Origin of the sequence: Streptomyces sp. NPDC006872, assembly GCF_040635845.1 — a bacterium.
In the GTDB taxonomy this organism is placed as follows: domain Bacteria; phylum Actinomycetota; class Actinomycetes; order Streptomycetales; family Streptomycetaceae; genus Streptomyces.
In genome coordinates, this window is the sequence record NZ_JBEYIL010000005.1 from 182,492 (window position 1) to 194,647 (window position 12,156).

At 71.8% G+C, this 12,156-nt stretch carries 14 protein-coding genes; 8 read left to right on the forward strand and 6 right to left on the reverse strand.

Annotated features, from left to right (window positions below):
* Positions 1 to 69 precede the first annotated feature (69 nt).
* Both ABZ725_RS16660 and ABZ725_RS16665 read left to right on the forward strand, forming a co-directional pair.
* Complete coding sequence (locus tag ABZ725_RS16660) at positions 70 to 1,707, forward strand: penicillin-binding transpeptidase domain-containing protein (protein WP_358803387.1); 1,638 nt, start codon at positions 70 to 72, stop codon at positions 1,705 to 1,707.
* A 165-nt stretch (positions 1,708 to 1,872) separates the two neighbouring features.
* Positions 1,873 to 3,552: a penicillin-binding transpeptidase domain-containing protein gene (locus ABZ725_RS16665; RefSeq protein ID WP_358803388.1), complete on the forward strand. Its 1,680-nt coding sequence runs from the start codon at positions 1,873 to 1,875 to the stop codon at positions 3,550 to 3,552.
* Positions 3,553 to 3,592: 40 nt separating this feature from the next.
* On the opposite strand, the gene ABZ725_RS16670 is transcribed toward ABZ725_RS16665, so the two are convergent.
* Positions 3,593 to 3,949, reverse strand: coding sequence for an SsgA family sporulation/cell division regulator (locus tag ABZ725_RS16670; RefSeq protein WP_351914398.1), 357 nt, complete (start codon positions 3,947 to 3,949; stop codon positions 3,593 to 3,595).
* A 221-nt stretch (positions 3,950 to 4,170) separates the two neighbouring features.
* On the opposite strand from ABZ725_RS16670, the gene ABZ725_RS16675 reads away from it, so the two are divergent.
* The 6 genes from ABZ725_RS16675 to ABZ725_RS16700 all read left to right on the forward strand — a co-directional run bounded on the left by ABZ725_RS16675 (position 4,171) and on the right by ABZ725_RS16700 (position 9,038).
* On the forward strand, positions 4,171 to 5,226 hold the full coding sequence (locus tag ABZ725_RS16675) for an energy-coupling factor ABC transporter permease (RefSeq protein ID WP_358803389.1): 1,056 nt from the start codon (positions 4,171 to 4,173) through the stop codon (positions 5,224 to 5,226).
* A gap of 1 nt (position 5,227) precedes the next feature.
* Positions 5,228 to 5,989 (forward strand): cobalt ECF transporter T component CbiQ, encoded by a 762-nt coding sequence (gene cbiQ, locus ABZ725_RS16680; protein ID WP_351914395.1) that lies wholly within the window; start codon positions 5,228 to 5,230, stop codon positions 5,987 to 5,989.
* Positions 5,977 to 6,750, forward strand: coding sequence for an ABC transporter ATP-binding protein (locus tag ABZ725_RS16685; protein WP_358803390.1), 774 nt, complete (start codon positions 5,977 to 5,979; stop codon positions 6,748 to 6,750). The genes cbiQ and ABZ725_RS16685 overlap by 13 nt, the downstream gene beginning before the upstream one ends.
* A complete protein-coding gene (locus ABZ725_RS16690) occupies positions 6,747 to 7,229 on the forward strand; it encodes a MarR family transcriptional regulator (RefSeq protein WP_351914392.1) in 483 nt (160 codons plus the stop codon). The genes ABZ725_RS16685 and ABZ725_RS16690 overlap by 4 nt, the downstream gene beginning before the upstream one ends.
* Before the next feature lie 205 nt (positions 7,230 to 7,434).
* Positions 7,435 to 7,839 carry an organic hydroperoxide resistance protein gene (locus ABZ725_RS16695; protein ID WP_351914445.1) on the forward strand — a complete coding sequence of 135 codons (405 nt, stop codon included), beginning with the start codon at positions 7,435 to 7,437 and terminating at the stop codon, positions 7,837 to 7,839.
* A gap of 35 nt (positions 7,840 to 7,874) precedes the next feature.
* On the forward strand, positions 7,875 to 9,038 hold the full coding sequence (locus ABZ725_RS16700) for a serine hydrolase domain-containing protein (RefSeq protein ID WP_358803391.1): 1,164 nt from the start codon (positions 7,875 to 7,877) through the stop codon (positions 9,036 to 9,038).
* Between the two features lie 3 nt (positions 9,039 to 9,041).
* Here the strand turns inward: ABZ725_RS16700 and ABZ725_RS16705 are convergent, their stop codons facing one another.
* The 5 genes from ABZ725_RS16705 to ABZ725_RS16725 all read right to left on the reverse strand — a co-directional run bounded on the left by ABZ725_RS16705 (position 9,042) and on the right by ABZ725_RS16725 (position 12,156).
* The gene (locus ABZ725_RS16705) at positions 9,042 to 9,317 is read right to left on the reverse strand and encodes a DUF1876 domain-containing protein (RefSeq protein ID WP_351914389.1); all 276 of its coding nucleotides are present in this window, start codon (positions 9,315 to 9,317) and stop codon (positions 9,042 to 9,044) included.
* Positions 9,318 to 9,377: 60 nt separating this feature from the next.
* The gene (locus ABZ725_RS16710) at positions 9,378 to 10,247 is read right to left on the reverse strand and encodes an arylamine N-acetyltransferase (protein WP_358803392.1); all 870 of its coding nucleotides are present in this window, start codon (positions 10,245 to 10,247) and stop codon (positions 9,378 to 9,380) included.
* Between the two features lie 91 nt (positions 10,248 to 10,338).
* A complete protein-coding gene (locus ABZ725_RS16715; protein ID WP_358803393.1) occupies positions 10,339 to 11,184 on the reverse strand; it encodes an EamA family transporter in 846 nt (281 codons plus the stop codon).
* Positions 11,181 to 11,666: a YbaK/EbsC family protein gene (locus ABZ725_RS16720; RefSeq protein ID WP_358803394.1), complete on the reverse strand. Its 486-nt coding sequence runs from the start codon at positions 11,664 to 11,666 to the stop codon at positions 11,181 to 11,183. Before ABZ725_RS16720 ends, ABZ725_RS16715 begins: the two co-directional genes overlap by 4 nt.
* A 106-nt stretch (positions 11,667 to 11,772) precedes the next feature.
* Positions 11,773 to 12,156 (reverse strand): helix-turn-helix domain-containing protein, encoded by a 384-nt coding sequence (locus ABZ725_RS16725; RefSeq protein ID WP_351914382.1) that lies wholly within the window; start codon positions 12,154 to 12,156, stop codon positions 11,773 to 11,775.

Sequence of the window (12,156 nt, forward strand, 5' to 3'; positions counted from 1 at the left end):
TCTGAACGTGTTCAGAAACGCCCGTCCCCGCCCAGGGCGGGGAGGGCGCCAACGGGGAGGGTGCACAGCATGCGCAAGGGGGCCAAGGCAGTCATAGTCGGCTCGGTCTTCGCCGTGATGGTGGGCGGAGCCGGGTACGGCGCCTTCAACATCGTCAACGCGCTGAACGGGGGCGGCGGGGGCGGGGGCACGGCGGGATCGAGCGAGCCGGTGGTGGTGAAGACCGGGCCGCCGAGCGGTTCCGAGGTCAAGGACACCAGCACCAAGTTCTTCACGGCCTGGGAGCAGGGGCAGGCCGCGGCCGCCGCCCAGCTCACCAACAACGCGGCGAAGGCCGAGCCGCTGCTGACCTCGTACGGCCAGGCCGCGCACATCACCGGGGTGAAGATCACACCGGGCGCGGCCGTCGGCGACAGCGTGCCGTTCAGTGTGCGGGCGACGGTGTCGTACGAGGGGAAGTCCAAACCGCTCGTCTACAAGAGCGAGTTGACGGTCGTGCGGGGCGTCACCACCGGGAAGGCGCTGGTGGACTGGGAGCCGTCGGTCGTCCATCCCGAGCTGAAGAGCATGGACGACACGCTGGTCACGGGCGCGTCGTCGGCGCCGCCGATCGAGGCCGTGGACCGGGACGGCACGGTGCTGACGAAGGAGAAGTACCCCTCCCTGGGACCGATCCTGGACGAGCTGCGCGCCAAGTACGGCGACAAGGCGGGCGGCACCGCCGGCGTCGAGCTGGCCATCAGACACGCCACGACGGACACCGCGGACACGCCCCTGCTGACCCTCGCCGAGGGCAAGGCGGGCAAGCTGCCCACCACCCTCAGCGCGGGCGTGCAGGCGGCCGCGGAGAAGGCCGTGAAGAGGTACGCCCAGTCGTCGGTGGTGGCCGTCAAGCCGACCACCGGCGAGGTGCTCGCGGTCGCCAACAACCGGACGGACGGCTTCAACGCCGCGTTCCTGGGCGAGGTGGCGCCCGGCTCCACCATGAAGATCATCAGCTCGGCCACCCTCATCGACAACGGGCTCACCACCGCGAACGGACCGGCGCCCTGTCCGTCGTCGGCCGTGTCGGAGAGTCAGACCTTCCAGAACATCACGGGCATGAAGCCGAACGAGAACGCGACGCTCTCCGAGAGCTTCGCCCGCTCCTGCAACACGGCGTTCGTGAAGTTCGCGGACGAGGTGAAGGTCGACTCGCTGACCAATGAGGCCCGCGACCGCTTCGGGATCGGCCTCGACTGGCAGACCGGCATCCCGTCCTTCGACGGCTCCGTCCCGGCCGCCGGCGGCCCGGACACCGCGGCCGGCCTGATCGGTCAGGGCAAGGTCCAGATGAACCCGCTGAACATGGCCTCCGTCACAGCGACCGCGATGACGGGCGCCTTCCGACAGCCGGTGATCGTGCCGCTGAGCCTCGACGACCGCACTCCGGCCAAGGCGAGCGGACTGTCGTCGAGCACCGTGCAGCAGCTGCGCTCGATGATGAACCGGACCGCGACCAGCGGCACCGCCGCCGAGGTGATGGCCGGGCTGAGCGGCAGGATCGGCGCGAAGACCGGCTCCGCCGAGGTCGACGGGAAGGCCACGTCCGACAGTTGGTTCACCGGGTACCGCAACGACATCGCCGCGGCCGCACTGACCCAGGGCGGCGGCCACGGCGTCGACGCGTCCGGCCCGATCGTGGTGCAGGTGCTGCAGGCGGGGTGACCCGGAACGGGCGTGGCCTGAACCGGCACAAGGGTGGCTGACGTCACACGTGACGTCACCCGCACAGGACGGGACTCTAGTGTGGTTGCCGTCGTTGGGGTCAGTGAGGGCAACGAGGGCAGCGGGGCTGGGGGGAGAGCCCCTGGGGATCCGGAGGATCTGGCAGTGGGCAAGAGAAGGCGTGTCGAAGAGCAGCGCAAGAAGCGGCGTCCCGCCGTGGCCGGCGGCATGATCGCCGTCGTGGTCGGCGGGGCCGGCTTCGGCGTCTACGCGCTGTACGCGGGCGGGGCGGCCGCCGACGAGGGCTCGGCCGCGGCGGCCAACGGCCGCCAGGTGCCGAGAGTCAGGGCCGACGCGCCCTCGGCGACCGAGGCGAAGACCGCCGCCACGCAGTTCCTGACGTCGTGGCAGCAGGGGAAGGTCGCCCAGGCGGCCGCCGCCACGGACGACTCGACGGCCGCCACCGCCCTGCTGACCGGCTACACCAAGGACGCCCACATCACCGGTGTCACGCTCACCGCGGGCAAGGCCACCGGCACCAAGATCCCGTTCTCGGTGAAGGGCACGGTGAAGTACAAGGACGTCAGCAAGCCGCTGACGTACTCCAGCGCTCTCACCGTCGTCCGCAACTCCAAGAACGGCAAGGCGCAGGTCGACTGGCACGCGTCCGTCGTCCACCCGGATCTGCAGGACGGCGACAAGCTCGTCACCGGCGAGGCCGGCACCCCGCCGGTGAAGGCCGTCGACCGGGACGGCGGCGAGCTGACGGCCGCCAAGTACCCCTCCCTGGGCACGGTCCTGGACGGGCTGCGGGAGAAGTACGGCAAGAAGGCCGGCGGCAAGGCGGGCGTGGAGCTCCAGGTCGTCCGCGGCAAGGCGGCCAAGGCGAAGAAGGCCTCCGACAAGACGCTGCTGGAGCTCAGCGAGGGCACGCCGGGCACGGTGAAGACCACGCTGAGCCCGACCCTCCAGGCCGCCGCCGAGCGGCAGGTGGCGGCCACCGCGCGCTCGTCGGTCGTCGTGATGCGGCCCTCCACGGGCGAGATCCTCGCGGTCGCCAACGCGAGCAAGGGCTTCAACACCGCGTTCAACGGCTCGCTCGCGCCCGGCTCCACGATGAAGGTCATCACGTCGTCGCTGCTCATCGAGAAGGACCTGGCCTCGGCGGACAAGGTGCACCCCTGTCCGAAGACGTTCACCTACGGCGGCTGGAAGTTCCACAACGACGACGACTTCCAGATCGACGGCGGCACGTTCAAGGCGAGCTTCGCGCGCTCCTGCAACACCGCCTTCATCAGCCAGGCCCCCGAGCTGAGCAACGACAGCCTGACCAAGCAGGCGCAGCAGGTGTTCGGCCTGTCGATGAACAACTGGGCCATCGGGGTGCCGTCCTTCGACGGTTCGGTGCCGGTGCAGTCGGCGGCCCAGATGGCGGCCTCGCTGATCGGTCAGGGCGGGGTCCGGATGAACCCGCTGAACATGGCGTCGGTCGCCGCCACCGTGAAGGCGGGCACCTTCCACCAGCCGTATCTGGTCGCCCCGTCGGTGGACGACCGCACGCTGGCGACGGCCTCGCGCACGATGTCGGCGTCGACGCTGTCGCAGCTGCGGGAGCTGATGAACTACACGGCCGCGGCCGGCACCGCCGCCGAGGCGATGTCCGGTCTGGGCCCCGACTACGGCGCGAAGACGGGCTCGGCGGAGGTCGACAACCAGGACAAGCCCAACGGCTGGTTCACCGCCTACCGCGGCGATCTGGCGGCCGCGGGCGTCGTCCAGGCGGGCGGCCACGGCGGCGACACGGCAGGCCCGATCGTGGCGGCGCTGCTGAAGCTGGGCGGCTGAGCCGCGGCCGTCAGTGGGTGCCCGGTCAGCGGGTGTCCGGCTAGTGCGTCACCGGCTGCGCCGTGGCCAGATAGGTGCGGCGCAGGAACCGCAGCAGCGTCTTGGACTCGAACTGCACGACCGAGACGCCCTGCGCGGAGTGGAACTCGACGACGGCCTGTACGCGCCCCAGCGGCCACACCCGCACCTCGCCGGTGCCGGTCGGGGCGCGCAGGCCCTGTTCGAGGAGGGTGCGGGAGAACGTCCACTCGTGGCGGTCGGGCAGTCCGACGCGCACCGCGCGGGGGTCGTCCTCCGGGTCGTAGCGCAGGATGACGGGGACTGACTCGCGTTCGTCCTCGGCCTGATCGGCGTCCGTGACGATGTGGGCTCGCGCGTACTGTTCGACTACAGACATCGGCCGACCCTCTCACGCAGCGTTACCTGTGCGGAAGCTGTGCGTCCGCTCCCCTCCCAATGTCCCATATTTTGCGGAATACGCTTCCTGTCGCAGGCGTATCTCACATGTGCGATATGGAAGCGGTGCCGGAACGGTGCGGGAGTGACGCGGCACCGGGATGCGAGTAACAAGCTCCTCGCTCTTGCGAACCGTTCGCATTAAGCCACTATCATCGTCGGGTGCACGTACCCGACGGATTCATCGACGCCCCGACCTCCGCTGCCGCCGGAGTCGTCGCCGCAGGCGCCATCGCCGTGGCCCTGCGCGGCGCGCGCCGCGAGCTCGACGAGCGCACGGCGCCGCTGGCCGGCCTCGTCGCGGCGTTCATCTTCGCCGTGCAGATGCTGAACTTCCCCGTCGCCGCGGGCACCAGCGGCCATCTCCTGGGCGGAGCGCTGGCCGCGATACTCGTCGGCCCCTGTACAGCGGTCCTGTGCGTCTCCGTGGTGCTGCTGATGCAGGGCATCCTCTTCGCCGACGGCGGCCTGACCGCGCTCGGCGTGAACATCACCGTCATGGCCTGTGTGACGACGGTCGTCGCGTACGCCGTCTTCCGCGGCCTGGTGAAGGTGCTGCCGCGCACCCGCCGCTCGGTGACCGGGGCCTCCTTCGCCGCCGCGCTCCTGTCCGTCCCGGCCGCGGCTCTCGCCTTCACCCTCATCTACTGGATCGGCGGGACCACCGACATCCCGATCGGCAAGGTCGCCACCGCGATGGTCGGCGTGCATGTGCTGATCGGCATCGGCGAGGCTACGATCACCGCGCTCACCGTGGGCGCCGTCATCGCCGTCCGACCGGATCTCGTCCATGGCGCGCGCGGCCTCACGCAGAAGCTGCGGCTGCGGGTGAACGGCGACCTCGTGGACGCGCCCGCCGCCGAGGAGGCGCGCACGGCGCCCGCGGCGGCGCGCACCTCCCGGCGCACGCTGTGGGTGACCGGTCTGGTCACCTCCCTCGTGCTGGCCGGCTTCGTCAGCTTCTACGCCTCCGCGAACCCCGACGGCCTGGAGAAGGTCGCCGCCGACAAGGGCATCGACGAGAAGGTCGAGGAGCACGCGGCCGCCGACTCGCCGCTCGCCGACTACGGCGTCAAGGACGTCGAGAACGCCCGCCTGTCCGGCGGCCTCGCGGGGGTCGTCGGCGTCGGCGTGACCGTCGTCGCGGGCACCGCCGTGTTCTGGGCGGTCCGCAGGCGCCGGGCGGACGACGTGTCCCCGGCGAGCACGGGCGTCTGAGGTGGGCGCGGGCCACGCACACCGGCTCTACCGGCACGGGCACTCGCCGGTGCACGCCCTGCCGCCGCACACCAAGCTCGCCGCCGCCTTCGGCTTCGTGGTCGTCGTGGTGTCGACGCCCCGCGAGGCGATGTGGGCGTTCGGCCTGTACGCCGTCCTGCTGGCCTTCGTCGCGCATCGCGCGCGCGTGCCCGCCGGTTTCCTGCTGAAGCGGCTGCTGATCGAGGTGCCCTTCGTCGCGTTCGCCGTGCTGATGCCGTTCGTGGCGGAGGGCGAGCGGGTGGACGTCCTCGGGCTGTCCCTCAGCGTCAACGGGCTCTGGGGGGCGTGGAACGTCCTCGCGAAGGGCACGCTGGGCGTCGCCGCCTCCGTCCTCCTGGCGTCCACCACGGAGCTGCGGGAACTCCTCCTCGGCCTCCAGCGCCTGAAGCTGCCCCCGCTGCTCGTGCAGATCGCGTCCTTCATGATCCGCTACGGCGATGTCATCGCGGACGAGATGCGGCGCATGCGGATCGCGCGGGAGTCGCGCGGCTTCGAGGCGCGGGGCGTGCGGCACTGGGGGGTGCTCGCGAAGTCGGCGGGCGCGCTGTTCATCCGCTCCTACGAACGCGGCGAGCGCGTGCACCTGGCCATGGTCAGCCGCGGGTACGCCGGTTCGATGCCGGTGATCGACGAGGTGACCGCGTCCCGGGCGCAGTGGTCGTACGCGCTGACCCTCCCGTTCGCCGCCCTCGTCGTCTGCGTGTTGGGATGGGCCCTGTGAGTACTGCTTCCGCCCCGGCTTCCCTCGAGGTCTCGGGCCTCGCCTTCGCCTATCCCGACGGCCATCAGGCCCTGTTCGGCGTGGACTTCTCCGTCGCGCGCGGGGAACGCGTCGCGCTGCTCGGGCCGAACGGCGCCGGCAAGACCACCCTCGTGCTGCACCTCAACGGCATCCTGACCGGCGGCGCGGGCACGGTGACGGTGGCCGGGCTGCCCGTCGGCAGGCAGCACATGGCGGAGATCCGACGGAAGGTCGGCATCGTCTTCCAGGACCCGGACGACCAGCTGTTCATGCCGACCGTCCGCGAGGACGTCGCCTTCGGACCGGCCGCGGCCGGGCTGAAGGGCCCGGAGCTGGAGGCGCGGGTCGACCACGCGCTCGCGCAGGTCGGCATGGGCGAGTTCAAGGACCGTCCGCCGCACCACCTCTCCTTCGGCCAGCGGCGGCGCGTCGCCGTCGCCACGGTGCTCGCGATGGAGCCGGAGATCCTCGTCCTGGACGAGCCGTCCTCCAACCTCGACCCCGCCTCGCGCCGCGAACTGGCCGACATCCTGCGGTCGTTGGACGTCACGGTGCTCATGGTCACGCACGACCTGCCGTACGCCCTGGAGCTGTGCCCGCGCGCCCTGATCCTGAGCGAGGGCGTGATCGCGGCGGACGGCCGGACCGGTGAACTGCTCGCCGACGACACCCTCATGCGCGCGCATCGCCTGGAGTTGCCCTTCGGGTTCGACCCGCGCTCCGCGACAATGGGCGCGTGACGAACCAGGCACCCCCCGCCGAGGCGCCCATCGCCGACGGCTCACTGCGCCTCGACGAGCAGCTGTGCTTCGCGCTGTACGCGGCCCAGCGCGCGGTGACCGCCGCGTACCGGCCGCTCCTGGACGAGCTGGGCCTCACCTACCCCCAGTACCTCGTGCTGCTGGTCCTGTGGGAGCGCGGCGAGACGACCGTCAAGGAGCTGGCGTCGGCCCTGCGGCTGGACTACGGCACGATGTCGCCGCTGCTGAAGCGGCTGGAGGCGGCGGGTCTGGTGCGCCGGGAGCGCTCGGCTCGGGACGAGCGCTCGGTCCTGGTGGCGTGCACCGGGCGTGGCGAGGAACTCAAGGGGCGCGCGGAGCGGGTGCCCGCCGGTCTGCTCGCGTCGACGGGGCTGGAGACGACGGAGGTCGCGCGGTTGCGCGCGGAGCTGTGGGGGCTCGCCGAGCGGGCGCAGGGCGCTGCGGAACGCGCCCGCTGAGCCACCCTCCCTGGTGTCCGCAGCCCCCACCTGAAGTTACCCGCGGTTACTACCCCCTGGTAAACAAGTGCCTCCGTACCGGCCGGTACCTTGTGCACGATGTAATCGGGGAAGATTTGGGGGAGGTACCGCCGTGACCGAAGGCTCCGCCGTCGACACTGCCGTCGAGGCCGTCGAGGCCGTCGACAGTCGTCCGACGAAGATCATGTACGTGGCCGAGGCGACCGCGCACGGAGGTCGCGACGGATACGTGACCAGTCAGGACGGCCAGATCGAGCTGAAGGTGGCGATGCCGCCGGAACTGGGCGGCGACGGCAACGGCACCAACCCGGAGCAGCTCTTCGCGGCCGGTTACAGCTCCTGCTTCCACAACGCGCTGATCCTCGTCGGCAACCGGGCCGGCTTCGACCTGACCGGGTCGACGGTGGCGGCGAAGGTCGGGATCGGCCCGAACAAGACCAAGGGATACGGGCTGGCCGTCGCCCTCAGCGTCTCGCTCCCCGTCCTGGACGCCGAGGTCGCCGCGAAGCTGGTGGACGCGGCCCACCAGGTCTGCCCGTACTCGAACGCCACCCGCGGGAACATTGACGTAACGATCCTGCTTGGCTGAAGGGAGAGCCCGGCGGCGAGACGAGGAGTGCGGACGTGAACGTGAACGGCGTGGTGGCCGAGGGCTTCGAGCCGGTCCGTGAGGCGTTCGCGGCGAACTTCGAGATGCTCGGGGACCGGGGCGCGGCGGTGGCCGTCTACCGGGACGGACACAAGGTCGTCGACCTGTGGGCCGGCACGAAGGACGTCGACGGCACGGCCCCCTGGGAACCCGGCACCGCGCAGATCGTGCGGTCGGCGACCAAGGGCGTCGCCTCCGCCGTCCTCCTGCTGCTGCACCAGCGCGGTGAGCTGGACCTCGACGCGCCGGTGGGGACGTACTGGCCGGAGTACAAGACCGCGGGCAAGGAGCGGACGCTCGTGCGGCAGGTGCTCGCGCACCGCGCGGGCGTGCCCGTGCTGGACCGCCCGCTGACGCCGGCCGAGGCCGCCGACCCCGATCTCGGCGCGGCGGCGGTCGCGGCCCAGACGCCCGTCTGGGAGCCCGGGACGGACCACGGGTACCACGCGCAGACCTACAGCTGGCTGACCGGCGAGCTGGTGCGCCGGATCACCGGGCGGCCCATCGGGGAGTGGATCGCCGAGGAGATCGCCGGCCCCGTCGGCGCGGACCTCTGGCTCGGGCTGCCCGCGGATGCCGCCGCGCGCGTGGGACGGGTGGGACACGTGGACGCGCCCGTCCGGGCCGGGGCGCTGAGGACCCGGCCCAAGCAGGCCGTCACCGACGCCTACGCCGATCCCGCCTCCCTCACCCGCCGCGCCTTCGCCGCGATCACCCCGCTCCCCGACGAGAACGACCCGGCCTACCGCGCCGCCGCCCTGCCCGCGTCCAACGGCATCGCCACCGCCGACGGTCTGGCCCGCTTCTACGCATCGCTGATCGGCGAGGTCGAGGGCGGACGCAGGCTGCTGCACCCGGAGACGGTGCGCCTCGCGCGCGGGGAACAGTCGTCCGGCCCCGACCGGGTGCTCGTGGTGAACACCCGGTTCGGCCTCGGCTACATGCTGCACGGCGCCGCGTCCCCGCTGCTGTCCCCCGGCGCCTTCGGCCACCCGGGCCGCGGCGGCGCCCTCGGCCTGGCCGACCCGGAGTCCGGGATCGCGTTCGGCTATGTGACGAACGGCTTCAGGACGAGCGTGACGGCGGACCCGAGGGCACAGGCGCTGCTGCGGGCGGTACGGACGGCAGCGGCCCGCTGACTCTCACACGTTGATCGAGTGGGACGTCCGTCCCGACGCGCCGTCGATCTCCATGTGGGCCTTGGTGAGCAGCTGCATGGCGATCTCGTTGAGGGCGCGGGCGCCGGCGATCTCCTCGCCGACCCGGGGCTGGTTGTCGTCCACGTTGTGCCGGCTGGCGTGCCCGTGGGACCGGACCTCGGTCCCGTCGGGCAGCCGTACCAGCGCGACCGCGCGTGTGTGCCGTTCGTCCTCCTCGAACTCCAGCTCGACATGCCATCCGACAGTGGTGTGCATCATGACGATCGCCTCCGGAACTCCTGTGTCTCCAGGGTGCTCCTCCGCGCGGTCGCCCGCAGTTCAGGACAGCAGGCGGATCCCGTCCGGCACGGCGATGCCGAACTCGACGTCCAGCACCCGGCGCGCCTCCGCCTCGTCGGTCAGCTCACGCTGCTCGACGATGCCGTCGGCGTGGGTCTCGGTGAGGAGTGGGCCGTTGAGCAGGACATGGCCGTCGGGGGTGACGCGCTGGACGTAGGCGCGGCGGCTGAACGGCGAGCGGGGGTTGGTGGCGATGTGCCAGTTGATCACCTCGAAGTCGGGCCGCTCGAAGGGTTCGACGGTGAACGCGTACTGCGCCCGCCAGAACTCCCCCGTGGCCCCCTCGGCCCCCGTGGCCCCCTCGGACCCCGCGTGCGCCTCCAGCACCCACAGCTCCAGCGGCCCGCGATGCGGGGCGTGCACCAGGCGATGACGGCGCCCCGCGCCGTGGAACTCGACGCCGGCGATCAGCGGGACGGGTTCGAGCAGCGCCCCCGGCGCACCGAACCCGACGTCGGCGAGGTACGGCTGCGGATCGCCGGGGGCTTCGACGAGGAGCGCCATGTGCGTGCGCGGCCGCTCCTCGAACCGCTCCGCGCCCACGACGACCCGAGCCGTCAACAGGGTCACCCGAAACCCCAACGCCTCCAGGACGAACGACAGCAGCGAGTTGTGCTCGTAGCAGTACCCGCCCCGCCGACTGCGGACGAGCTTGGCGATCAGATCGGCGGGCGCGAGCGAGGGAGCCGAACCGCCCAGCGGATCCAGGTTCTCGAAAGGAAGGGCACGCGTGTGCGCCAGATGCACCCCGCGCAGGGTCTGCAGATCGGCGCGGCGCTCCCCTCCCCAGCCGATCCGCCGGAGGTAGGCGTCGAGGTCGTCGGGGCCGAACGGTGTGGTCTCAACCATGAGTTCACGGTAGGCGCACGCTCACCCCGGCGACCTCGGCCACGGGCCCGGAGCGGCCTCGTGCGCTGGTCGTAGTCCCACCGGGGGCGGGTCAGCCCGTGTGCAGCATCAGCCCTATCCCTACGACGAGAAGGCCTGCGGCGACGAGCCGGGGCGCACCGAACCGTTCCTTGAAGAACAGGGCGCCGATGGCTGCTCCGACGAGGATCGACGATTCGCGCAACGCCGCGATCGGCGCCAGTTCGGCGCGGGTCTGGGCCCACAGGACGAGGGCGTACGCGAGGACGGACAGTGCGGCGCCGAGGAGGCCGACGGCGGCGAAGGGGCGCAGGAGGGCGACGGTCCGGCCGCGCCAGCGGTGGACGGCGTAGGCCGGGACGACGAAGCCCTGCACGGCCATCAGCCAGGCGATGTATCCCAGGGAGGACCCCGAGGCGCGGACGCCGAGGCCGTCGACGACGGTGTACGCGGCGATGGTCAGTCCGGTCGCCAGCGCGGCGCCGATCGCCGCCCAGTTCGGCCGCCGGCCGCGCAGCCCCCACAGGGCGACGCCGGTCAGCCCCGCGCAGGACACGGCGATGCCGGCGGCCGCCCAGCCGTCGGGCACCTCGTGCGCGAAGACGGCGGCCAGGACGGTGACGACGAGGGGCGCGGAGCCGCGCGCGATCGGGTACGCCTGCCCGAAGTCGCCGAGCCGGAACGACCGCATGAGCAGCGCGTAGTAGGCGATGTGGATGAGCGAGGAGCCCAGCAGGTACGGCCACGCGGCCGCCGCCGGGAACGCGGTGAACGGTGCGAGCGCGAGCCCGATGACCATGCCGCCGCCGGCGATCAGCGTGAACCCGACGAGTTTGTCGGTGATCCGGTGGGCGATGGCGTTCCAGCCGGCGTGGGTGACCGCGGCGACCAGGACGGCCGTGGTGACCAGCGGCGTCACGCGGTGCGCTCGCGGACGTCCACGAGGGTGGCGTCGGCGTGCTTGACGAGGTCTGCGGGGGCCATGGGGAACACGGTGTGCGGGGTGCCCGCGGCGGCCCAGACGACGTCGTGGGCGAGGAGACTGCGGTCGGCCAGCACCGTGGTCCGGGTGCGGTGGCCGAAGGGCGGGACGCCTCCGATCGCGTAGCCGGTCGTCTCGCGTACGACGTCGGCGGCGGCCCTGGTGACCTTCCCGGCGGCGAGTTCCCTGCGCACCAGCTCCACGTCGACCCGCGAGGCCCCGTCCATCAGCACCAGCACCGGCACGCCGTCCGCCGCGAAGATCAGCGACTTGCAGATCTGACTCAGCTCGCAGCCGATCGCGGCGGCCGCCTCGGCTGCGGTCCGGGTCGCCTCGGGGAAGCTGCGCGTCGGAAGGTCGTCCAGGCCGAGGGCGCGGAGGGCTTCGGCGAAACGGGGGTGCGCGGCAGACGTCGTCATGCGGGCACGCTAACGGTCGGTGTAGGGGGCAGGCGAGTGGATTCTGCGCGCGATGACGTGCCGTCAGGCGTCGCAGCTGTGCCGTCAGGCGTCGGGAACTGTGCCGTCAGGCGTCGAAGCTGTGGCGTGAGGCCTCGATGTGGCCGAGGTGGCGGTGGGTCCAGTCGCACATCGCGTCGACCGTCGCGCGCAGGCCCCGGCCCGCCTCGGTGAGGGTGTACTCGACGCGCGGCGGCACGGTGGGGTGCACGGTCCGCTCGGCGAGGCCGTTGCGCTCCAGCATGCGGAGGTTCTGGGTGAGCATCTTGTGGCTGATGCCCTCGACCTCGTCCCGCAGCTCGCTGAAGCGGAGGGTGCGTTCGCCGAGGGCCTCGATGATCAGGAGCGCCCACTTGTTGGCGACGTCCGAGAAGATCTCGCGCGCGAGGGAGTCGGCGCGCCTGAGGTCCGCCATTTCCTCGGGCGTGCCGTTGAACTGCTTGGTCACCAT